Source organism: Gemmata algarum (genome assembly GCF_034097035.1).
Lineage (GTDB): Bacteria > Planctomycetota > Planctomycetia > Gemmatales > Gemmataceae > Gemmata > Gemmata algarum.
Map to the genome: position 1 here is coordinate 17,719 of NZ_JAXBLV010000209.1, position 22,176 is coordinate 39,894.

General features: G+C 67.7%; 17 protein-coding genes and 1 tRNA gene. 7 read left to right on the plus strand and 11 right to left on the minus strand.

Going from position 1 to position 22,176, the window contains the following annotated elements:
* Window positions 1–5: 5 nt before the first annotated feature.
* From R5W23_RS24020 to R5W23_RS24030, 3 genes are all read left to right on the plus strand, one after another.
* Window positions 6–3,110, plus strand: a complete 3,105-nt coding sequence (locus R5W23_RS24020; RefSeq protein ID WP_320688502.1) for a hypothetical protein — start codon at window positions 6–8, stop codon at window positions 3,108–3,110.
* Between the two features lie 242 nt (window positions 3,111–3,352).
* Window positions 3,353–4,393: a prenyltransferase/squalene oxidase repeat-containing protein gene (locus R5W23_RS24025; protein WP_320688503.1), complete on the plus strand. Its 1,041-nt coding sequence runs from the start codon at window positions 3,353–3,355 to the stop codon at window positions 4,391–4,393.
* Between the two features lie 33 nt (window positions 4,394–4,426).
* Window positions 4,427–4,918 (plus strand): hypothetical protein, encoded by a 492-nt coding sequence (locus tag R5W23_RS24030; protein WP_320688505.1) that lies wholly within the window; start codon window positions 4,427–4,429, stop codon window positions 4,916–4,918.
* Between the two features lie 60 nt (window positions 4,919–4,978).
* Here R5W23_RS24030 and R5W23_RS24035 read toward each other — a convergent pair whose 3' ends face one another.
* The 4 genes from R5W23_RS24035 to R5W23_RS24050 form a co-directional block, all read right to left on the minus strand.
* The gene (locus tag R5W23_RS24035) at window positions 4,979–6,988 is read right to left on the minus strand and encodes an NAD(+) synthase (protein WP_261187989.1); all 2,010 of its coding nucleotides are present in this window, start codon (window positions 6,986–6,988) and stop codon (window positions 4,979–4,981) included.
* A gap of 310 nt (window positions 6,989–7,298) precedes the next feature.
* Window positions 7,299–7,700: a RidA family protein gene (locus R5W23_RS24040; RefSeq protein ID WP_010038162.1), complete on the minus strand. Its 402-nt coding sequence runs from the start codon at window positions 7,698–7,700 to the stop codon at window positions 7,299–7,301.
* Window positions 7,701–7,750: 50 nt separating this feature from the next.
* A complete protein-coding gene (locus R5W23_RS24045; RefSeq protein WP_320688507.1) occupies window positions 7,751–9,211 on the minus strand; it encodes a DUF1501 domain-containing protein in 1,461 nt (486 codons plus the stop codon).
* 78 nt (window positions 9,212–9,289) lie between these two features.
* Window positions 9,290–12,253: a PSD1 and planctomycete cytochrome C domain-containing protein gene (locus R5W23_RS24050; RefSeq protein ID WP_320688508.1), complete on the minus strand. Its 2,964-nt coding sequence runs from the start codon at window positions 12,251–12,253 to the stop codon at window positions 9,290–9,292.
* A 147-nt stretch (window positions 12,254–12,400) separates the two neighbouring features.
* Between R5W23_RS24050 and R5W23_RS24055 the strand changes: the two genes are divergently transcribed.
* Entirely contained in the window at window positions 12,401–12,670 is a 270-nt protein-coding gene (locus R5W23_RS24055; protein ID WP_320688509.1) for an acylphosphatase, read from the plus strand.
* Between the two features lie 124 nt (window positions 12,671–12,794).
* Window positions 12,795–14,114 (plus strand): Gfo/Idh/MocA family protein, encoded by a 1,320-nt coding sequence (locus R5W23_RS24060; protein ID WP_320688510.1) that lies wholly within the window; start codon window positions 12,795–12,797, stop codon window positions 14,112–14,114.
* Between the two features lie 160 nt (window positions 14,115–14,274).
* On the opposite strand, the gene R5W23_RS24065 is transcribed toward R5W23_RS24060, so the two are convergent.
* Together R5W23_RS24065 and R5W23_RS24070 are read right to left on the minus strand one after the other, a co-directional pair.
* Window positions 14,275–14,682, minus strand: coding sequence for a hypothetical protein (locus R5W23_RS24065; protein WP_320688511.1), 408 nt, complete (start codon window positions 14,680–14,682; stop codon window positions 14,275–14,277).
* 31 nt (window positions 14,683–14,713) lie between these two features.
* A complete protein-coding gene (locus R5W23_RS24070) occupies window positions 14,714–15,715 on the minus strand; it encodes a DUF1559 domain-containing protein (RefSeq protein WP_261187977.1) in 1,002 nt (333 codons plus the stop codon).
* Between the two features lie 616 nt (window positions 15,716–16,331).
* On the opposite strand from R5W23_RS24070, the gene R5W23_RS24075 reads away from it, so the two are divergent.
* On the plus strand, window positions 16,332–18,668 hold the full coding sequence (locus R5W23_RS24075; RefSeq protein ID WP_320688512.1) for a methyl-accepting chemotaxis protein: 2,337 nt from the start codon (window positions 16,332–16,334) through the stop codon (window positions 18,666–18,668).
* A gap of 129 nt (window positions 18,669–18,797) precedes the next feature.
* On the opposite strand, the gene R5W23_RS24080 is transcribed toward R5W23_RS24075, so the two are convergent.
* The gene (locus R5W23_RS24080; protein ID WP_320688513.1) at window positions 18,798–19,919 is read right to left on the minus strand and encodes a GNAT family N-acetyltransferase; all 1,122 of its coding nucleotides are present in this window, start codon (window positions 19,917–19,919) and stop codon (window positions 18,798–18,800) included.
* 100 nt (window positions 19,920–20,019) lie between these two features.
* Between R5W23_RS24080 and R5W23_RS24085 the strand changes: the two genes are divergently transcribed.
* Complete coding sequence (locus R5W23_RS24085) at window positions 20,020–20,181, plus strand: DUF2256 domain-containing protein (protein WP_320688514.1); 162 nt, start codon at window positions 20,020–20,022, stop codon at window positions 20,179–20,181.
* A gap of 535 nt (window positions 20,182–20,716) precedes the next feature.
* Here R5W23_RS24085 and R5W23_RS24090 read toward each other — a convergent pair.
* From R5W23_RS24090 to R5W23_RS24105, 4 genes are all read right to left on the minus strand, one after another.
* Window positions 20,717–21,112 (minus strand): TspO/MBR family protein, encoded by a 396-nt coding sequence (locus tag R5W23_RS24090; protein WP_320688515.1) that lies wholly within the window; start codon window positions 21,110–21,112, stop codon window positions 20,717–20,719.
* Between the two features lie 13 nt (window positions 21,113–21,125).
* On the minus strand, window positions 21,126–21,371 hold the full coding sequence (locus R5W23_RS24095; RefSeq protein WP_320688516.1) for a hypothetical protein: 246 nt from the start codon (window positions 21,369–21,371) through the stop codon (window positions 21,126–21,128).
* Window positions 21,372–21,388: 17 nt separating this feature from the next.
* Window positions 21,389–21,790, minus strand: a complete 402-nt coding sequence (locus R5W23_RS24100) for a cupin domain-containing protein (protein WP_320688517.1) — start codon at window positions 21,788–21,790, stop codon at window positions 21,389–21,391.
* Window positions 21,791–22,009: 219 nt separating this feature from the next.
* Window positions 22,010–22,093: transfer RNA gene (locus R5W23_RS24105), tRNA-Leu, on the minus strand.
* Window positions 22,094–22,176: the final 83 nt, after the last annotated feature.

Here is a 22,176-nt window from a genome sequence, read left to right on the forward strand (position 1 = left end):
CGCCGATGACGACCCGTCGTAGCTGGTTCGCGGCCGCGCTGCTCCTGGTCGGGCTCCTCGTTCCGCTCGCCACCTCGCAGGACAAAAGCGCCGACCCGGCCAAGCAGCGGGACGACCAGCAGAAGATCAAAGCCCGCATCGACGAGGCCGCGCGCCGCACGTCCTCGACGCTCGACGCGCTCATGTTCCAGCGGCTCGCGCCGGGCGCCGAGCAGAAGATGCTCCGCGGCGTGGCCGACGACCTCCGCGGGCTGAGCGAGACCGAGATCCGGGCCGTACTCGCCCACCTTGAAGCGGCCGTCGCGGCGCCCGCCAATGCGACCAAGGAGCAAAGAGAGGCCGCCGAGGCGAGCAAGACGATCATCACCCAGCTCAAGGTGATGCTGGGCCAGCTCGATGTCATCAAGAACCTCGACGAGGCGGCCGACCGGCTCGAACGGGCCGCCGAAAAGCAGATCGCGCTGATCGGCGACACGCACACGAACACCACCCTGCCCTCCCGCGGATCGGTACGCATCGACGACCGCGGGCCGCTCGCCGCCGAACAGGGCGAACTGCGGGTCGAGGTGCTCGCGGTGTTCAAACAGGTCAACCGGCTGGTGACCGAGAAGCTGCTCACCCCGGACCAACTGACCCGGCTCGAACGGGCCGAGGCGTTGTCCCGCGGCGCCAAGCTGGCCGAGGACATGAAGGACACCGCCGGCCTCCTGAAAGCGGGTGCGTTCACCAGTGCCAGCGTGCCGCAGCGGCGCCACACGAAGGAGCTGAAGGATCTGGCAGCGGCCCTGCGGACCCCGCCCGCCAGCCGGCTCGACGCGCTCAAGAAGGCGCAGGCCGAGGTCAACAAGGCGATCGACGCCCAGACGAAAGTGAACCGTGACACCGCCGAGCGGCTCGACGCCGCCGAGGTGCGCCGCATCCAGCGCCAGGGGAGCGACCCGAACACAGTCCGCGCGAACGAGTTAGCCAACCAGCAGACCAAGGCCGAGTTCGCCGCCCGCGACGCCCACAAGGCGACGTTCGAGGCGGCCCCGGACGTGGCCGAGAAGCTCCGCTCCGCCGAGCGCAAAGAGTGGGACGCCGAAGAGAAGCTCCGCAACCGCGACATCGCCAGCGCCAAAGAGCCCCAGCAAAAGGCGTTAGAAGAACTGAACGAGGCGAAGGACGAGCTCGACCGTCAGATCGCCGCGGCGGAACTCGCAAAGGTGGACTCGCTGGCGGCCACCAAGCAGGCCGCCGAGCGGCTCGACGCCATCATCAAGGAACAGAAGGACGCAAACGCCAAAACCGACAAGGCCGCGGCCAAGCCGGAACGGGCCCCCGAGGCCGCAACCGCACAGAAGGATGTCGCCAAGAAGACCGAGGAGCTACGCAGCGCCCCGCTCCCGCCCAACACCGACGCAAAAGCAGCGCTCGACAAGGCCCTGGACGCCCAGAAGCAGGCGGCCGCGCAACTCGATAACCAGCAGCCGGACGCGGCGAAGCCGAAGCAGCAGGACGCACTTCAGGCCCTCGAACGGGCCAAAGACGAGTTGGAAAAACAAGCGAAGGCGATCGAAGAGCGCCGCGCCGAGATTGCCAAACTGGAAGACCTCAAGGGTAAACTGGACGAACTCGCCAAAGGCGAGAAGGACGTAGCGAAGGCCGCGGGTAAGGCCGCCGGCGACCCGAAGAAGCCCGAAACCGAAGACCTCGCGAAGAAACAAGCGGACCTGAATCAGTCAACGAAGGATGTCGGCGCGGAGCTGAAGGAACTCGCCCCCGATGCCGCCGGCAAGGTCGGCGATGCGAACATGAAGCAAGAGGGCGCACAGAGCGACCTCGCGATGAACATGCCGATGGCGGCCGGGCCAAAGGCCAAAGAGGCCGCGGACAAGCTCGCCGACGCCGCAAAGGACGTGCAGAAGAAGATCGACGAAAAGAAGGGCCAGGAGGCCGCGGACCAGGCCGCGCTTCAGCCCAACAAGGTCGACCCGCAGCAGGCCGCTCAGCAACTCGCGAAGGCCATCGAGCAGGCGAAGGAGGCCGCCGATAAGGCGAAGAACGCTCAGCCGCTGAACGTCCCGGACGGCATGCCCGCCGACGCCAAGCAGAAGGACGGGCCGCAGATCCTGGCGCTCCAGAAGTACATCGCGGCCAAAGCGGCCGAGCAGAACATGCCCGACGCCGCAAAGGCCGCCGATCTCGCCGCGAAAGCGTTCGCGAAAGGTGACGGGCCGCAGTGCATCGAGTACCAGGAGCGTGCGCTCGGCGCGTTGAAGAAAGCGAAGCTTGAACAGGAGCAGAAGGCCGAGTTGGACAAGAAGGGCGACAAGGGGCCGCCTGCCAACCCGTGCGCCCCGCTGGACGATAAGGATGCGGACGACAAGGACATCAAGGAGCTGATCGAGAAATACAACCTGCCCGAGAGCCCGACGACCGATCAGCTCATCGACCTCCAGCAGAAGGTGCTCGACGCCACGAAGGCGCTGCGCAAGTCGCAGCAGGCGAACGCCGAAGCCCAAGCCGCGCTCCAGCAGGCCCAGGCGAACGCGCCGATGGCCGTACAGAACCAGTTGCAGCAGGCCGGTGACCAGCTCCAGAAGGCCGGCGATCAATTGCAGAAGGGGCAACCGGATCAGGCCGGCATGAGCCAGCAGCAGGCCGCGCAGGGACTCCAACAGGCGCTCGACGCGCTGAACCGGGCTGCTATGGCCCAGGGCACGCCCGGTGCGCAACCCGGAATGGGACAAATGGCTCAGGCCGGAATGGGAATGGGGATGCAGCCCGGGATGGGGACGGAACCCGGAATGGGTATGGGAATGGCTCAGGCCGGTATGGGGATGCAGCCCGGGACGACGGGCATGGGAATGGGCACATCCCAGCAGAGCACGAACATGGGGACGAGCGAAGGCGACCGCGCCGACGGCGAGAAGCTCAAGAACGCCGGCTCGTCCGGAACCGGCACGACCGGGGACGGCGCCTTCATCAAGCTCCGCAGCAAGGACCGCGACAAGGTGCAGCAGACCACCGACGCCCAGTTCCCGGCCGAGTTCCGGGAGTTGATCAAGCAGTACAACGTCACCATCAAGAACGGGAAGCCGATGGGCACCGCCCCGCGCGGCAAGTGACCCGGAAGGCCGCTCCGCTCGGCATTCCTACGGGCCGGTGAACCGCACGCGCGAGCGCGGCGCGGCCCACCGGCCCGCTTGGGGTTTAGGGTCAAAAGTCCGATCGTCGCAAGTCGCACAGTCACAAATCCAGTGACATTAATAGCTTGTGACTTTGCGACTTGCGACGATCGGACTTTTGATCCGAAGTCCTTGTTCTCGCCCCGCCCGCACGGTCCCGAGGCGCCCGCCGGAGTTCCCACATGCGCCGCTTCTTCTTCTCGTTCGTCCTGACGGGCTCGCTCGCGGGCGCGTTCGCCCCCCCCGCGGGCACGCAACCGCCGCGGGACGACAGCGCGCCCGGCGTCGCCCCCAAGGACAACGTGAAGATGGACGACGCGACCAAGAAGGCCGTCGATAAGGCGCTCAAGTACCTCGCCGACCGCCAGGAGGCCGACGGGGCCTGGGCGAGCGGCAACACCGCGATCACCGGGTTCGTGCTGCTAGCATTCATGGCGAACGGCCACATGCCGAACCAAGGGGATTACGGCCGGCACGTCGCGAAGGGCGTCCGCCACCTGTGCTCCGCCGCCCGCGCCGACGGCTACCTCGTCGGTGCCCGCGGCGGCAACATGTACTGCCACGGGATGGCGACGCTGGCCCTCACCCAGGCCTACGGGATGACCGGCGACGAGGACGTGAAGAAGGTCACCAAGCGGGCCATCGACCTGATCGTCAAGACGCAGAACAACGAGGGCGGCTGGCGGTACGACCCGTCACCGACCGGCGCGGATATCTCGGTCACCATCATGCAGGTGATGGCGCTACGCGGCGCGAAGGACGCCGGCGTCCACGTGCCGGACAAGGTGATGCGAGACGCCCTGAAGTACGTGAACCGGTGCTACGACAAGAAATCCGGCGGGTACAAGTACCAGCCGTTCTCCGCCGGCGCCGGTTACGCGCGAACCGCGGCCGGGGTGTGCGTGCTCCAGCTCTGCGGCGAGTACGACGCGGACGAGATCAAGAAAGCGGTCGAATTCCTGACCAAGACGGGCGACGACCAGGGGCACTTCTGGTACGGGCACTACTACGCGTGCCACGCGATGAACCAAGTCGGCGGGGAGCTGTGGGAGAAGTATTACAAGCGGATGCGGGACCAGTTGCTCGCCCCAGGCTTTCAGAAGGGCACCGGCGAGTGGCACGACATCTACCGCGAGGCGGCCTACGGCCCGACCTACCAGACCGCTATTGCGGTGCTGATCCTCAGCGTCCCGACGCACTACCTGCCGATCTACCAGAAGTAACCGGCGCCCTCACCTGCCTGCGGAGCGTGTACGGTGCTCTACCACTACGTCGGGCCGCGATCGATCGCCGAGCGGAGCGAATCCGCCGTATGTGGTGTGCCCGTCAGCAGTCCGACCGACCTGCTACCGCGGCTCAGTTCGGGCGACCTCACCGTCACGTTCGTCGTCAGCGCCGAGGGCACGCTCTTGGTCGCCGACCGGCGCTCGGAGCATGTCGCGTGTGCGGGCAACCGTCCGGTGCGCGCGGCGGGCGAAATGTGCTTCGCGCTCGAGCGCGGGCGTGTGCTCGTTACACGGGTCAGCAATCAGTCGACGGGTTACTGCCCCGAGCCGAAGTCGTGGGGTGCGGTGGCCGACGCGCTGCGCGCCGCGGGTCTCGAACCGACAGACGGATTCGATCCGCGGTGCGAGTTCCGGCGCTGCTTGGGGTGCGGCTGGCTCAACTTGGTAAAAGACCGTGTGTTCGAATGCGTCGGGTGTCAGGCCGAGCTGCCGAACCGATACAACGCACAAGAAGTGCCATAGGCGCCCCGCTCTCTCGGCCCGGTTCCGTTCCGAGTCAAGCGCGCGGCACGCCCGGCCCGCTCACCCGCCTTCGGCGGCGTCGAGCCACACCCGGACCGCGGCGTCGCTCGGCATCCGCCAGTCGCCCCGCGGCGACAAGCTCACCGACCCCACCTTCGGACCGTCCGGCAGGCAGCTCCGCTTGTACTGGCTCGCGAAGAACCGCCGCAGGAACTCCTTCAGCCAGTGGCGCACCTCGTCCGGCTCGTACGTCCTGCTGAACTTCGCGTGCCCCGCCAGGAACAGGATCTTCCGCGGCTCCGCCCCGAACCGCAGGAAGTGGTACAGGAAGAAGTCGATCAGCTCGTACGGCCCGACCGTCGCTTCGGTCAGTTGCGTGGCGGCCCCGCCCTCGTCCAGCGGCAGCAGCTCCGGGCGAATGGCCGTGTTCACGATCGCCAGCAGCGTGTCCCGCGCCGGGCCGTCGAACTCGTTCTCCGCCGCCCACTGCACCAGGAACTTCACGAGCGTCTTGGGGATGCTCACGTTCGGGTTGTACATGCTCATGTGGTCCGCGTTGTACGTGCACCACCCGAGCGCCAGCTCCGACAGGTCGCCGGTGCCGATCACGAACCCGGCGTTCATCAGCAGCGACGTGCGGACGCGGGCCTGCACGTTCTCGAACGTCAGGTCGCTCCGGTTGTGCGGCGGGAGCCGGCGCAGCTTGTCCGACAGCGACTCGACCGTTTCGCCCGCCAGCTTGATGCCGAACGGCGCGTGGCCCAGCGCCCGCATCTGCTCGAGGCACATCGCGCGGATGTCGATCTCGTGCAGGGCGATGTTGAGCGCCCCGGCGAGCCCGTCGGCGTTGGCCCGGGTCTCGCGCGTGGTCCCGAACCCGGGCATCGTGAGCGCGTGGACCCGGTCCCGGGGCACCCCGAGCTCGTCCATCGTCTTGCACACGACCAGCAGCGCCAGCGTCGAGTCCAGCCCGCCCGACACGCCGATGGACACCGGCGGGAAGTTGACGTGCGACAGCCGCCGGCCCAGCGCCGCCACCTGCGTCTGGAAGATCTCCCGGCACCGGTCGTCCCGGGTGGCCGGGTCGGACGGCACGAACGGGTGCGGGTCCACGGCGCGCACGAACTTCGGCTCGCGGGCGCTCAGCTCCAGGTCGAACGACAGCGTGCGGTACTTCCCGAGGCTCAGGTCCGCGGACCGGTTGGCGTCGTGGAAGCTGTTGGTCTGGATGCGGTCGTGCAGCAGCCGCTCGACGTCGATGTCGGCGACCAGCAGCCGCTGCGCGTGGCGGAACCGCTCGGACTCCGCGACGATCGCCCCGTTCTCCGCGATCAGGCAGTGCCCGCCGAACACGGTGTCGGTGGTCGACTCCCCTTCCCCGCACGACGCGTACACGTACCCGCCGATGCACCGCGCGGACTGCGCGCTGACGAGCTGCCGCCGGTACCCCGCCTTGCCGATCACCTCGTTGCTGGCGGACAGGTTGGCGAACACGGTGGCGCCCATGACCGCCTGGAGCGAGCTGGGCGCCACCGGCATCCACAGGTCCTCGCAGATCTCGACCCCGAGCGTGAACCCGTTCATCGTGCGGCAGTCGAACAGCAGGTTCGTGCCGAACGGGACGCTCTGGCCGGCGCACGACGCCGCGGAGAAGTTCGCGTTGTCGGCCGGGCAGAAGTACCGGGCGTCGTAGAACTCCTTGTAGTTGGGCAGGTACGTCTTGGGGACGATGCCCAGCACCTTGCCCGCGTGGATCACCGCGGCGCAGTTGAAGAGCTGCCCCTCGATGGCGAGCGGCAGCCCGACGAGCGCGACCCCGCGGAACACGGTGCCGCTCTTCTCCACCACCTTCGCCAGCGCCTCTTCCGCGGCCCGCTGGAGCGACTGGAGGTGGAACAGGTCGTGGCAGGTGTAGCCGGTGAGCCCGCACTCGGGGAACACCAGGAGGTTCACCCCCTGCGTTTCGGCCCGGGCCATGAGCGCGAGCGTGCGGTCGGCGTTGAAGTGGCAGTCGGCAACCCGCAATTCCGGACACGCCGCCGCGACGCGAAGGAAGCCGTGTGTGTTCATAGCGACTTTATATCACCTCGACCGCGGGACCGGGGAACTGCCCCGCTCACGCGACCGGCCGCGTTACCCCGCGAACGCCCGCAACGAGTTCGGGCGATCGGCCCGAATGTCGTGCAGCCGTTGGCACAGGGCTCCCGCCCTGTGCTACGCGAGCCGGCCCCTCCGGGCGGAGAACAAGTTAAAAGGCAAAAGTGCAAAGCCAAAAGGATTGCACCTCTTTTGCCTTTGCTCTTTTGCCTTGTATCGCACCCCGGCGGGGTCGCCGGACGTAGCACAGGGCTCCCGCCCTGTGCCGCCAACCTGACGCCAGTTACCCAGGGAGCACTGCGACCACTTCGATCTCGACCAGCCAGTCGGCCACGGCCAGCGCCGCCACCCCCACCAGCGTGCTCGCCGGCGGGGTCTTCTGGTTCAGGTACTTGGCGCGGATCTCGCGGATGTGCGGCAGGTGTTCCGGCTTCAGCCCCACGACGTAGTAGGTCACCTTCACCACGTCGTCGAACGTCGCGCCGGCCGCCCCGAGCGCCGCCTTGAGGTTCTGGAACACGTGCTCGACCTGCGCCCGCACGTCCCCCTTGCCGACCACCTCGGCCTTCTCGTTCAGGCTCACCTGCCCGGACACGTAAATCGTTTTCCCGGCGGGCGCCACGACCACGTGGGAGTACCCGTTCGCGGGGTTCAGTTCGGGCGGGTTGATGTACTGCTTCTGCACGGCTCGGTTCCTTCGGAGAGATTAACGCCGCGGCTGATTCTACGGATGCGTTACGCGAGCGCCTCCTTGATGACCTTGCCGAACACGTCGGTGAGCCGGAAATCGCGGCCCGCGTGCCGGTACGTCAGGCGCTCGTGGTCGAACCCGAGCGCGTGTAGAATCGTGGCCTGCACATCGTGGACGTGAACGGCCCCCTCGACCGGGTGGAACCCCAGGTCGTCGGTCCGGCCGAGCGTGACCCCGGGCTTGATCCCGCCGCCGGCCATCCAGATCGTGAAGGCCTGCGGGTGGTGGTCGCGGCCCTGGCTGCGGCCCAGCACCGGGTTCGATTCCACCATCGGGGTGCGGCCGAACTCGCCGCCCCACACCACCAGCGTGTTGTCCAGCATCCCGCGCCGCTTCAGGTCGGCGACCAGCGCCGCGGACGCCTGATCGGTGGTTTTGCAGTTGTTGCGCGAGTTGCCGGCCACGTCCGAGTGCGCGTCCCAGCCCTCGTGGTAGATGTTGACGTACCGCACGCCGCGCTCGACCATCCGCCGCGCGAGAAGGCACGCACGGGCGAAGCTCGGCTTATCCGGATCGACGCCGTAGAGCGCGAGCGTTTCCTTGTCTTCCTTCTTGAGGTCGGTCAGTTCCGGCGCAGCAGTCTGCAAGCGCCCGGCGGTCTCATAGGCCGCCATCCGCGTCGCGATCTCCGGGTCGCCGACCGCACCGAGCCGCTTCCGGTTCAGATCGGCGACCAGATCGAGTGTGTCCTTCTGAAGGGCCGAGTCGAAGCCGGCCGGCGGGTTCACGTTGAGGATCGGCTCGGCCCCGTTGCGGAACCGGGTGCCGGCGTACAGGCTCGGGAGAAACCCGCTGCCCCAGTTGGCGGCCCCGCCGCTGATCCCGGCGCCGGTCGAGAGCACCACGAATGCGGGCAGCTCCTTCGTCTCGCACCCGAGCGCGTACAGCGCCCACGAGCCGATCGACGGCCGGCCCGGCTGACTGAACCCGGTGTTGAAAAAGATCTGCGCCGGGGCGTGGTTGAACTGGTCGGTGTGTACCGCCTTCAGGAGGCACACGTCGTCCACCACCTTCGCGAAGTGCGGCAGCACCTCCGACACCTCCGCGCCGCACGTCCCGTGCTTGGCGAACTTGAACCGCGGCCCTAGCACCGCGGCGTCGGGCCGGATGAACGCGTACCGCTGCCCCTTGATGACCTCCGCCGGCAGCGGCTTGCCTTCGAGCTTCGCCAGTTCCGGCTTGTAGTCGAACAGGTCGAGCTGGCTCGGCGCGCCGGCCATGAACAGGTGGATCACCGCCTTCGCCTTGCCCGCGAAGTGCGGCTTCTTGGGCGCGAGCGGGTCGTTCGCCGCGGGCCGCTCGGCCGCACCCGCGCGGCCGCACAGCAGCGACGCCAGCGCCACCTTCCCCACCCCGTAACCGCAATCGCGGAAGAAGTGCCGGCGGGAGGTGTGGGCATTTCGGAGTACGGAATCCGGACCGCTGGATTGAAGCGCTGCGCTCATAGCATAGCCTCCGCTTGTTCTTTCTTTGGCCTCGGTTTTTATTCCGGATTCCGGATTCCGTATTCCGAAATGCCCAAATCACTCTCGCGTGATGAACTCGTCGAGGTTCAGAACGGCGCGGGCCGTTGCGGTCCACGCCGCCCGCTCGGCGGCGTTGTCCCCGGCCCCGGCCACGGCGCTGGCCCGCCTGGCGTCGGCCGCGAACCGCTCGCGCTGGGCCTCGTAGAACTTGCCGATCGAAGCCACCTCGTCAACGGTCGGCTCGCGCACCAGGCACAGCCGGAACAGGTGCGCGACGCGGTCGGCCGTCGTGCCCTCGCGGGCGGCGACGCGCTTCGCAAGGGCCTGGGACGCTTCGATCAGCACGGCGTCGTTCAGCATGGTGAGGGCCTGCAACGCGGTGTTCGACACCTCGCGCCGCGCGGTACACGCCTCGCCGCTGGGGGCGTCGAAGGTGCCGAACATGGCGTAGGGCGCGGTCCGCTTGGCGAACGTGTACAGCCCGCGGCGGTAACGGTCCTCGCCCGGGCTCACCAGCCAGTTCAGCCCGCCGTAGGTGCCCTCGGTGGTGATGCCCGGCGGTTGCGGCGGGAACACGCTCGGCCCGTACATCTTGGCGGACAGCAGCCCCGCCGCCTTCAGCGCCGAATCGCGGACCTGCTCCGCTTCGAGCCGCACCCGCGGCCCGCGCGCCAGGAGGCGGTTCTCCGCGTCGCGGGCGAGCAGGTCCGGTGCCACCTTCGAGGACTGCTTGTACGTCGCGGACGTTACGATCAGCCGGTGCAGGTGTTTGACGCTCCACGGCTTCTCGCCCGAACGGAACTCGACCGCGAGCCAGTCGAGCAGTTCGGGGTGGGTCGGCGCTTCGCCCTGGTAGCCGAAGTCGTCGAGCGTTCGCACCAGCCCGCGGCCGAACAGCGCGTGCCAGTGCCGGTTCACGGTCACCCGCGCGGTGAGCGGGTTCTGCGGGCTGCTGAGCCACCGCGCCAGCGTGAGGCGGTCGGGTGCAGCCTCCTTCGGGAGCGGCGGGAGCGGCGGCAGCACCGCCGGAACACCCGGCTTGACCTCTTCTTTCGGCGCAAGGAACTCGCCGCGGTGGTGCCGGAACGTCGGGCGCGGGTGGTCCGCTGGCCGCTCCCGCATCACGAGCGTGGTCGGGTCTTGCGGGAACTGCTTGCGTAGCGTCTCGATCTCGTCGCGCGCCGACTTGAGTTCCGGGGCGACGGCCGACCAGTACCGGAGCAGCGCGGCCCGACCGGCGCCGGTCAGTTCGTCCGCGGGTAACGCGAGGAGCGCCTCTACTTCCGCGGAAAGCTCCCGCGCCTTCGCGTCGCCGGCGGTGGTGACTGACACCCGGAACCGCCCGAGGCTGGCGGCGTAGTGCCGCTCGAACAGGAGTTCCAGTTTTGCGGAATCTGCGGCGAGCGGTTCCGCCAAATTGAACACAGCCACCGATCGACCGCCGGCCACGCCGCTCCCGCCCCACCCGGTGAACGGGTGACCGTCAAGTGCCGCTTTCGCGTTCAGGTTGCCCCGCGCGTGCGACTCCGAGGCGCCCCCAACGCGAACCGGTTTACCCTCAACGGACAGCGTGAACTCGCTGAGGAGGAAATCGCCCTTCGGGCCTTCGTAGTACGCACGCCCCGGCCCGCCAGCCGGCAAGCGCTCGTCCGGGAGCGCCTCAATGCGAACCGCCGTCACCCCCGCGGGCAATCCTTCGAGGGCCAGCGTGTAGAGGTCGCGTTTCTGTGCGTCCCCGCTCGCGAAGACGGAGCCGTCGGGCTGCGAAGTCAGCTTCGTGGGACCGGCGTCCATCTTGGTGGGCGTCACGATGGTCCACTTCACAGCCCGCTTGCGCTCGGCGCCGAGCCACGCCGCGAACGCCGCATCCCGCTTCTCCGCGGGCAACTTATCGGGCAGCGCGGCTTCGAGCCGCTGGATCGCGGCTTCGAGTTCACGCCGGCGCTTCGCCGATTCGGCCGACGGCACCGTAAAGTCCGGCTCGTCCGTGTTGTTGAGCAGCGCGAAGAAGCGGAAGTATTCGGTGTGCGTGACGGGGTCGAACTTGTGCGTGTGGCACTGGGCGCACCCGATCGTTAACCCGAGCCAGACGGTTCCGGTGACGGCGGTGCGGTCCGCGATCGCGTGGTAGCGGAACTCCAGCGGGTCGATGCCGCCCTCCTCGTTCAGCATCGTGTTCCGGTGGAACCCGGTGGCAATCTTCTGCTCCGGGGTCGCGTTCGGCAGCATGTCCCCGGCGAGCTGGTCCACCGTGAACTGGTCGAACGGTAAGTCGGCGTTGAGCGCCCGGATGAGCCAGTCCCGGTACGGCCAGATGGAGCGGCGGCGGTCCTTCTCGTAGCCGTTCGTGTCGGCGTACCGAGCCAGGTCGAGCCACTTCCGCGCCCACCGCTCGCCGTACAGCGGCGACGCGAGCAGCCGGTCTACTACTTTCTCGTAGGCGTCGGGGCTCTTGTCCGCCGCGAACGTATCGGCCTCGTCCGGCGCGGGCGGGACGCCGATCAGGTCCAGGTAGACCCGCCGAATCAGCGCGTGGCGGTCAGCCTCCGGGGCCGGGGCCAAGCCCTCGCGTTGAAGTCGCGCACGAACGAACGCGTCGATGGGGTTCGCGGGCTGGTCCTTGAGCTTCGCCACCGCGGGCCGGGTGGGGTTCACGAACGCCCAGTGCGGCGCATACGTGGCGCCGGACGTGATCCACGCCTTCAGGGTGTCCCGCTCCTTCGGGGTGAGCGGGATCTTCGCCGACGGCGGGGGCATGATCGCATCGGCGTCGGTCGTCTCGATGCGGCGCAGGAACTCGCTGTCCTGCGCGGTTCCGATGGCCTCCTTCGCGCCGTCCGCCGTGTCGAGCCGCAGGCCGGCCTTACGGGAGGCGTCGTCGGGGCCGTGGCACTTGAAGCACCGGGCCGCCAGAATGGGGCGCACGTCGCGGTTGAAGTCCGGGGCGTCCGCGGCGCGAACAGGGGCGGCGCCCGGGGCGAGCAGGAGGGCGAAAACGTACCCGCGAAGCGAACGCGGCATAGCGGACCTCGGACGGAGCGGAAGGGCAGTCAGGCGGGAGTGCCATTGTAGCAAAGAAGCCCTCATGCCCCTACATCAGCGGTTGAACCCCTCGCCCTTCGGCCCGATACTGCACGCACTCGCCTTTGCGACGAATGAGGACCGGTCATGGCGCGGATCGTGTACTACTCGGGCGACGTTCAAGGGGTGGGGTTCCGGGCCACAGCCGCGCGGCTCGCCCGGTCGCACCCGTCGGTCCGCGGGTGGGTCCGGAACCTGAGCGACGGGCGCGTCGAGTTGCTCGCCGACGGCCCCGCGCACGCGGTCGAAGCGTTCCTGGCCGAGGTCCGCGCCCGCATGGCCGACAACATCACCTCCGAAGAGGCCACCGACCGCGAGCCGGGCGAACCGCTCCACGGGTTCCGGATCGTTTACTGATTGTGCCGGTCGTGCGGCGGGCCGAAGGAAATCTACCGCACCAGCGCCTTGCGGTCCTGCCGGCGGTGACGTACCCTCTGGGTCTCGCCTCGCAGTACCCCCCGCCACGCAGGAGCCATTTCGGATGAGTCCGATCACCCGCCGCGCCGCGCTCAAAACCGCCGCCGCGACCTTCGCCGCGCCGTTCGTGTGGAGGGCGCACGCCCACGCCGCCCCGAGCGAAACCGTGCTGCACGCCAGCTTCGGCGCCGACGGCATGGCCGGCGCCGACATCAACTCGCTGACCGCCAGCAAGCACCTGAAGCTGGTCGCGGTGTGCGAGGTGGACGACGCCCGCGTCGGCAACATCAAGAAGCGGTTCCCCGACTGCGTGATCTACAAGGACTACCGCAAGCTGCTCGACGCCGAGAAGAAGCTCGACTCGGTGAACGTGTCCACCCCGGACCACATGCACGCCCCCATCGGGATGATGGCGGTCAACCGCGGGCTCAACATCTACGGGCAGAAGCCGCTCACGCAGACCATCTACGAGGCCCGCAAGCTCACCGAGGCGGCGGCGGCCAAGAAGGTCGTCACCCAGATGGGCATCCAGATCCACTCGGCCCGCAAGCACAAGCTGGTCGTCAAGCTGGTGCAGGACGGCGTCATCGGGAAGGTGAAGGAGGTCCACTCGTGGAGCGGGAAGTCGTGGGGCGACACCGCGCCGAAGCCGGACAAAACGGACCCGGTGCCCGCGGGCCTCGACTGGAACCTGTGGCTGGGCGTGGCGGCCGACCGGCCGTTCATCGGCGGCGGGTACTACCACCCGGGCAACTGGCGCAAGCGGCTCGACTTCGGCACCGGCACGTTCGGCGACATGGGGTGCCACATCCTCGACCCGGTGTTCAACGCCCTCGGCGTCGGGAACCCGTCGTCGATCACGTCCGAACTGCCGGGGCCGAACGACTACAACTGGACGCTCGACGTGCAGGTGAAGTACGTGTTCCCCGGGTCGAAGTTCACCACCGATACGGTCGCCCTGACGTGGTACAACGGTAAGGTGCGCCCGCCGAAGGAGGTCGTCGAGAGGATCGGCGCGCACAAGCTCGACGGCCAGGGCTCGATCCTGATCGGCACCGAAGGGGTGCTGTACTCGCCGTACGATTCGGGCGGCCAGCCGATCCTGATCGGCGAGAAGTTCAAGGACTTCAAGCTGCCGGACGTGAAGTCCGACGACCACTACCTCCAGTACGTGGAGGCGGTGCGGGGCAACGGGCAGACCTCGGCGCCGTTCAGCTACAGCGGCCCGCTGACGGAGATGGTGCTGCTCGGGTGCCTCGCGACCCGGTTCCCGAAGACCGACCTGAAGTGGGACACGAAGGCGCTGAAGGTCACGAACAACGAGAAGGCGAACGCGTTCGTGAAGCGCGAGTACCGCAAGGGGTTCGAGGTCGAAGGGCTGTAAGTCGATGCCGGGCCACCCGCCCGCGTCAGCAGATGGAGGGCGCCCTGAACCACAAAAGCCAAAGTGAGTTGCAGACGCAGTGAGGCCGCGGCGGGCGTGCGGGACATTGTTGCCCCGCACGCCAGCCGCGGCCCCGTTCGCACACCGAAGACCGCGTGCGCTACTTGGTCAGCACGAAGTCCGCCTTATCGGTGCCGCCCGTCGGTACGTCGAAGGTCAGGTCGCTTTTGGTGTTGTACTTGGCCGGAATCAGGTTCTTCTCGGCCCCCTCCGGGCTCTTCGGGTCGGGCTTTGACAGGCTGATGGTCACCTTGTGCTTCCCCGGCACTGCCCCGCCACGGTCCCCGATCACGGTCTTCAGCGCGTACCGTCCCTGGGCGTCGGTTTTGCCATACGAGCCGCCCACTCCGCCGCCGTCGCCAGCGGCGGGCGTGAAGGACACGCTCGCGCCCTCCACCGGCTGCCCGTCGAGCGTGACCGCCCCGGACACCGACACCGGCCCGCCGCCCCCGCACCCGGCCGCGCCGAACAGCGCGGCCGCGCACAGGCCGAACATCAACTGACGCATCGTGCCCTCCGTACTGAGTGTGATGAGTGCGTCAGTTGAGCTGAACGACTTCGCCGCCCGCGATGGTACACAGGCCGGGGAACACGGTGTTCGTATCGACCGACGTGCTCACGCTGCGAACCGAGCCGTCGCACTGGAGGAAGTTGATCACCCCGGTGTGCTGGCTCCCGAACGCCCGCTTGCACGGGTTGTCGCCGCCGGTGCCGCCGATCGCGAGGCACCGGTCGTAATCGCCGAGCAGGCACCGCGGCTGACCCGGCACCGCCGATCCCATGCTGTACGACGTGTACGCCCGCGCCCAGAACGTGGCCCGGGTCTCGTGGGTGCGGGTGGTGTACTCGCCCACCATCAGCGTGTTCGAGGTGCCGTCGGTGATCCCGGTGAGCGTCTCCCCCTTGAGGCCGAGGGCGCGGCTCTGAACGTGAATCGGCCCCTTCAGGTTGGCGGCCGGCAGCGCGGCGTTGGGGGCGTCCCAGTAGTAGTTCGCCGCCGGGTCCCCGACCCCCGTCACGGCCCGGTACGAGCCGGTCATGAACTTCCGCCCGGCCGGGTCGTTGCCGGCCCGGGACTCCGGCTCGAGGATCTTGTTCGCGTTCGGGTCGCTCGGGCACACGTACAGCGGCAGGAATTGCTGAACGAACGCCTGCGCGGCGTTCGCGTCGTTGTAATCGTCCCGCGGCAGGCCCGGCCCATTGTCCCGCTGCACCGCAGCGATGAGCTGGCCGAGGGACCCCTGTTCCACGTACGGGAGGATCGCGATCGCCCAGTTCGAGTGCTGCCGGTGGGTGATGGTGGGCGACGCCTGGGTGAGGTCGAGGATCGAGCCGTGCGGCAGCGCGCTCTGCACGTCGTGGTAGCCGTGGCAGGCCAGCCCGATCTGCTTCAAGTTGTTCGAGCACTTCATCCGTGCGGCGGCCTCGCGGACCTTCTGCACGGCGGGCAGCAGCAGCCCGATGAGGATCGCAATGATCGCAATGACAACGAGCAGCTCGATGAGCGTGAACCCACGCCGCAAGCGGGAGAGAGAAGTCATAACAGGCCCGAAAAACAGATGGGATGGGAGAGTATTACCGGCGCGCGCGTGCGAGTTCGAATAGCACGCCCCGGCCACAACACATTAACACGGTCGCGCGCCTTCTTCAAGACGCCCGGTTCGGCACGTCGGGCCATTTCAGGCTCGGTCCGTGTTTCATCTCGCGCGTGGGTCGAGCGCCCGCGCCCGCTCACGACGGCGCCCGGGCCGATCCGGACGGCCCCGTTCGGAATGCGCGAGCCGCGCCTCCTCTGACCTCACCCCCGCCGCCCTGACCAGTCGCCACATTGTCATTTCGACAATCGCGACGCAACCTCACGATCTAACCAAACGCAGCAGGTACCCACGAGCGATCGAGGGGTTTACCCTACAAGTGCTTCCCAGGTCGCGCACTACTCTTCGGGCACCGGCAGCGGGTCGCGGCGCCGCCGCCGCCGAGCGAAACGCCACCTTCGACCGGGCGCCGGGCGGGGCGGATGCCCCGTCCGCCCGGCACCCGGCGCGACGTTCCCGCACGCCGGCGACGCCTTCCAGCAGGTACTCGGATCGGTACACCGGCGGGCGCCCGTGGCCGCCGCACGGTCCGCACGGCGCGGCCCGACAGGAGAACGTTGTAATGTGGGCCCGAATCGTTCTGCGGTTCAACAACCTCGGCATCGGCACCCGCCTTATCGCCGGGTTCCTGCTGCTGGCCCTCGTGAGCGCCGGCGTCGGGTTCTCTGGGATCCGCGGCATGAGCGAGATGAACCAGGCCCTCGAGAACGCGAACCGCAACCGCCTCCCGTCGCTCCAGGCCTTGACCGATCTGCGGACCAGCCTGCTGACCGTGCAGCGGTGCGAGCGGTCGATGCTCATCTCCACCCGGAGCAAGGACGAGGTGGCGCAGCAGCGCGCCCGGGAGACGCTCCGCACCTTCTCGCCGAAGGCCCGAGAGGCACTCGGGCGGTACGAACCGATGGCCAAAGAGGAGAAAGACGCGCGGATCTGGGCCGACGCCCAGCCGCTCCTGGAGCGGTTCTGGCGCGACCACGCGGCCACGATGGAGGCGCTGGGCGCGGGCGACATCGAGCAAGCCGAGAAGCGGTGTTCCGCGTCGGTCCCGAACACCGACACGCTGAACAGCCGGTTGCGCGACCTGTGCGACGCCCAGGCGGAAACGGTCGCGCGTGAGGAAAAAACGGCACAAGAGCAGTACCGTTCGGCCCGCGCGACGATGTTCTGGGTCATCGCGGCGGCGGTCATTGGGGCGGTGGCCATCGGTCAGTTCTTCCGGCGGCTGATCGTGCGCCCGCTGGACGCGACGGTCGCCGTCCTGCGGACCGTGGCCGCGGGCAACCTGACCCAAAAGTCCGAGGCGGCCTCGGGGGACGAGTTCGGCCAGATGGCGGTGGCCCTGAACGCCACGGTGCAAGGCATCCGGACGGCCCTGAAACAGGACCGGGTGAGCTGGGACGCGGTGGGCGCGCAGCTCGCGCAGAACGCCGACTACGCGGGCCAGATGCACGCGGTCGGCAAAGTGCAAGCGATCATCGAGTTCAACCTCGACGGGACCATCGTCTCGGCCAACGAGACGTTCTTGAGCACCCTGGGGTACCGGCTCACGGAGATCCAGGGGCGGCACCACCGCCTGTTCGTGCCACCCGACTACGCGGCGAGCCCCGAGTACCGCGAGTTCTGGGCCAAGCTGAACCGCGGGGAGTACGTGGCGAGCGACTTCAAGCGTTTGGCCAAAGGGGGGAAGGAGGTGTGGATCCGGGCCTCGTACAACCCGATCCTGGATGCCACCACCGGCCGGCCGTACAAGGTGGTCAAGTTCGCCACCGATGTGACCGCGGCAAAGGTGCTGGAGGAGCGGGTGCAGGCGGACACGGCCGAGCTGCGCCGCAAGGTCGGGGAGATCGTCCGCGCGGTGGACGCGCTGGCGGCCGGGGACTTCACCGTAACGACCCCCGATCTGGGGGACGACGATGTGGGGCGGATGGCGCGCGCGCTGAACCAAGCGGTCCTTTCGGTGCGGGCCGCGCTGGAGGGGGTGCGGGACGTGTCCGAGCAGGTGGCCGACGCGTCCGCACAACTGTCCAGCGCCAGCGGCGAGCTCTCCTCCGGGGCACAGCAGCAGGCCAGCAGCCTGGAGGAGACCGCCTCCGCACTGCAGGAGATTACGGCCACGGTCAAGCAGAGCGCGGAGAACGCACAGCGCGCGGGGCAACTGGCGAGCGGGTCCAAGGAGGTCGCGGAGCGGGGCGGTCTGGTGGTGAGTGGCGCCGTCGAAGCGATGGGCGAAATCAACGGGTCGTCGAAAAAGATCGAGGAGATCATCACGACGATCGACGAGATCGCGTTCCAGACGAACCTGCTGGCCCTGAACGCGGCGGTGGAGGCGGCCCGGGCCGGAGAACAGGGGCGCGGGTTCGCGGTGGTCGCGTCCGAGGTCCGCAACCTGGCCCAGCGGAGCGCCACCGCGGCCAAAGAGATCAAGGGGCTGATCGGGGACTCGGTGCAGAAGGTCGGGACCGGTACCGACTTGGTGAACCGGTCCGGGGGCACCCTGACCGAGATCGTGACCAGCGTGAACCGAGTCACCGACATCGTGACTGAGATGGCCGCCGCCAGCCGGGAGCAGTCGGCCGGCATCGAGCAGGTCAACGAGGCGGTCGCGCAGATGGACGCGGTGACCCAGCGGAACGCTTCACAGACCGAAGAGATGAGCGCCACCGCGCTGGCGCTCACCGACCAGGCCGGGCAACTCCGAGACCTGGTCTCCCGGTTCAAGCTCGGCGGCAGCCGGCCCCAGGCAGGCGCGCCACGTGCGACGAAGGCGGCTCCCGTGGCGACGCCCCGACGGGCTGTCACAAAGGGCCTCAACAAGCGCCCTAGCCGCAGCGGTCCCGCTTCGAACGGCCGCAACCACGAGCTCGATTCGCTCGGCGGCAACGGGTTCACGGAGTTCTGATACGGGAGCTACAGATAAATACTACCAGCCAGAAATAGTCAATCTAGCAAGCCATAAATTCGCAAATATTTTACCTAATAAATTCGTAAATATACGATTTTCGACGAGCAGACTTTTGACCGAAAGTCCTTATTGACCCGCTGTGATCGTCTCACCGTTATCGTTGTCGGGTGGGCCAGGATGACGCAGCACAAGGACCGCCTCTTCGCATTCCGGGTACCGCTCGGTGGCCGGCGCGAGGTGAACGCGCTCGATCACGAACCCGTGCTTCTGAAGTACCCGGAGTGAAGCCCCGTTACCGGTGGCGACGGAAGCCACCAGCGGGCGCCGCGCGACCTCCCGAAGCAGCAGGTGTAACGCCCGGCTTGCGATCCCCTTTCCCCAGTACGGCTTATCGATCCAGTAGCCGACGTGATCCTCGCCGCCGATCGGGAAGCAGCAGATGTACCCGACAAACACTTCGTCCCCGAGAACAGCCCTCGTGGTACACGCCGGATCGCTCAGCGCCTTCGCCCAGTGAGCAACGAAGGCCTCTGCGGTGCGCGGATTCGTGACCGCCATGCGGTTCGAGTCCGGGTCGAGTTGCATCTCGAACATGCGGAGTAAGTCGCCCGGGTGAACGGCACGAAGCCGAACGGGGCCGCACGTCTGAGGGCCGTCGTACTCTCGTTTCTGGGCGATGATATAAACGTGGCCTTCGGGGTACTGGTCGTACTCCAGGTGGCGGCAGACGCAGCCCGCGTCGGCGAGCACGCGCAGGGCCTTGGGCACGCCGAGCGTGGCGTGGTACATGGGCGGCCCCGTGAGCGAGTTCTGCCGTTCGTCCGGGCCGTCGGTGCCGCCCGTCGAGAACACCAAAACGCCGCCAGCCGCCAGCCCCCGACACAGCTTCGTCAGCACCGCCTCCTGATCCGACAGTGGGACGTGCCACACGCTGTCCCACGCCACGATCAGGTCGTACGCGTGGGGCAGCCGCCACCTGCAAATGTTGCCGTGGAACAGCCGGGCCTCCGGAAAGCGGTTCCGCGCGTGGGCGAGCATTGCCGGGGACACGTCGAGGCCGTCTGTGCGGAACCCGTGCTTGCTCAACAGCCCCATCAGCCGCCCCGTGCCGCAACCGACGTCCAGGGCCGTGCCCTTGTGCTTCACGAAGGCGACGGCCCGTTCGAGCTGGGCGAACCCGTAGGTCGAGAGGTCGAGCCACCGGTCGGCGATCTGGTCGTAGCTGGCAGCAACTTGTTCGGGGGTCACGCTCGGGCTCCCGGGGGACATCCGCTTGCTCGGCAGCCGTCGGCGCCGTGCGGTACAATGGCTGCGGCTCGAACATCTTACCGGAACACCGAGTCTTGGCGTGGCCCGCAAGAAAGAGAACCTGCCCTCGAAGACGTGTTCGACCTGCGGGCGCCCGTTCCAGTGGCGGAAAAAGTGGAAACGGTGCTGGGATGACGTGCGGTATTGCAGCGAGGCGTGCCGAGCGGGGCGGGGGAAACGTGACACACAGAAGGCGCAGTGATTCCCCACCCGAACACAACCGATCCCGCGCAGACATCCGACAACTTGCGGTGCCACGCCTCACAACACCCCTCTGGGTTCCGAGCCGGATGCACGCCCCTCGCTCGAACGCGCGAAACATCGGTGGGCACGCGCCGACACCAGTGTCCCCCGGAATAAGGCCAACCGCCATCCACACTCCGGCGCTCCCAAAAGGCGCCACCGGGCGCTCGGCGAGTTCGGGAGCGAAGAACCCGAAGCAGAAGGTCGGATGCCCCAACATGATCGCAATCCCGCCCACGCTACACCCGGTACCGACGCCTTCGCGCGGGTGTTCGGGCGGCACGGCGATCGGAGCCAGCGAGACCGCTCAGCCCCCACGGCGCCCTGGATCGTCGAGCAGCCGAAGCGACGTGCATGACGACCTTACCGCCGACCTCGGCGACACGTGAAACCCTCGCCCACCCGCCGTGCCGCTTCGGCGTCCCGACCGAAGAACCGAAGGCTGACCTCACGCGCCGCTGGGCGGGCGAGGTCTTCGGTGCGGGTCGTGTGTCTCACCCGTTCATTGCCGTAATCGACAACTGGATCGTTGTGGCGAGCGACACCCAAGCGAAGTACGGCACCTGAGCAACGGCGACCCACCGGTAATGCGGCCAGACGGCGACCACACACCAGAGGATCGATGCCCACACGACCACGATGTCCGCCGCCGCCAGCGGCACGCTCCGCAACCCGGCGAAGATCGGCATGAACAAGAGGTTGGCGGCGAGGTTCACGACGAACGGTATGACGACCCGGCGGGGCAACCGGCCCCGCAGCGCTTGCACGAAGACGAAGCCGAAGCTGGCCACGATGACCGGGTACAAAAGTGCCCAGATCAGGCGGATCGTCGCCGGGGCGGGTGTCCACGAGGGTTTGGCGAGCGAGTCGTACCAGTCGATCCAGGTCATCCGGGTTGTGCCCTCACGGCGTCTGCGGCACGGCGACAAACACGTCACCCGCTCGGACTGTGATAGGCTCGGGCAGGTCCACCCACCCGCCGGTACCGACCACCGCCTCCGCCAAGACGCGCCCCTGCTCGCCGGTGCCGGGGTCGATCTGGTAGACGGACACCCGCCGACCGACTTGGACGCCCTCAAGGTGGAAGCGGGGAACGCGCCGGTCGTCGGCGAACCGGAACGTATAGAACGGCTCCTCGAACAGCGTCACGCCAAGCCCCCCGTGGGTCAAATGTGTTCGGGCCGCTCGACCGTGCGCGCGTTCCGCACCTCACCCGTGTTCAACGTCGAGGCAGGCTCGAACAGCAGGACATGAACCTCTTCGTCCGCCACCGGGCGGTGTTCAACCCCACGGGGCACGATCAAGAACTCGCCCGCGTCGAGTGGGACGGTTCGGTCCCGGAACTCCATGCGAAAGCTGCCCCGCACGACGAGGAACAATTCGTCCTCGTGGTCGTGGCGGTGCCACACGAACGCACCCTGAAACTTGACCAGTTTGACATGTTGCCCGTTCAGTTCTCCCACCACCTTCGGCCGCCAGTGGTCGGAAAACATCGCCAGTTTGTCGGCGAGGTTCACTTTCTCCACGCTCGCCACCTGCGGTTGGGCGCCGACACGGATGGGAGACATAGCCCCAACCACTCACCGGCACGGGTGCGTTCATTCGCAAGCGGGCCACCATCCAAGTGCGGTTACCAAGAAGGTCACCTGAAGTGCGATTTCAGGGGGCGTCCGGTGATCCCGGCTTCGCATTATCTAACCATTCACCTGAGCATCACCAAATGACGGAAGCGTTTGAAGAACAGGAAAAAGCAAAGAACCACCGGCTTTCGCCGGTGGTTCTCAGAGTGCCGAGGAGAGGACTTGAACCTCCACGCCCTTGCGAGCGCTAGAACCTGAATCTAGTGCGTCTGCCAATTCCGCCACCTCGGCGTCCCTGTCGTTCAGGGGAGTGAAGCTATCTTAAAGAGAGCGAGCAGAAGGTCAAGTGTCTCGAACGAAACCTTCCGCTCGCT

Coding starts and splice junctions, on each gene's coding strand:
- R5W23_RS24045 (WP_320688507.1), bottom strand. CDS start 9,211: ATGAGCGCAGCGCTTCAATCCAGCGGTCCGGATTCCGTACTCCGAAAT.
- R5W23_RS24050 (WP_320688508.1), bottom strand. CDS start 12,253: ATGCCGCGTTCGCTTCGCGGGTACGTTTTCGCCCTCCTGCTCGCCCCG.
- R5W23_RS24035 (WP_261187989.1), bottom strand. CDS start 6,988: ATGAACACACACGGCTTCCTTCGCGTCGCGGCGGCGTGTCCGGAATTG.
- R5W23_RS24025 (WP_320688503.1), top strand. CDS start 3,353: ATGCGCCGCTTCTTCTTCTCGTTCGTCCTGACGGGCTCGCTCGCGGGC.
- R5W23_RS24070 (WP_261187977.1), bottom strand. CDS start 15,715: ATGACTTCTCTCTCCCGCTTGCGGCGTGGGTTCACGCTCATCGAGCTG.
- R5W23_RS24020 (WP_320688502.1), top strand. CDS start 6: ATGACGACCCGTCGTAGCTGGTTCGCGGCCGCGCTGCTCCTGGTCGGG.
- R5W23_RS24075 (WP_320688512.1), top strand. CDS start 16,332: ATGTGGGCCCGAATCGTTCTGCGGTTCAACAACCTCGGCATCGGCACC.
- R5W23_RS24055 (WP_320688509.1), top strand. CDS start 12,401: ATGGCGCGGATCGTGTACTACTCGGGCGACGTTCAAGGGGTGGGGTTC.
- R5W23_RS24060 (WP_320688510.1), top strand. CDS start 12,795: ATGAGTCCGATCACCCGCCGCGCCGCGCTCAAAACCGCCGCCGCGACC.
- R5W23_RS24065 (WP_320688511.1), bottom strand. CDS start 14,682: ATGCGTCAGTTGATGTTCGGCCTGTGCGCGGCCGCGCTGTTCGGCGCG.
- R5W23_RS24090 (WP_320688515.1), bottom strand. CDS start 21,112: ATGACCTGGATCGACTGGTACGACTCGCTCGCCAAACCCTCGTGGACA.
- R5W23_RS24100 (WP_320688517.1), bottom strand. CDS start 21,790: ATGTCTCCCATCCGTGTCGGCGCCCAACCGCAGGTGGCGAGCGTGGAG.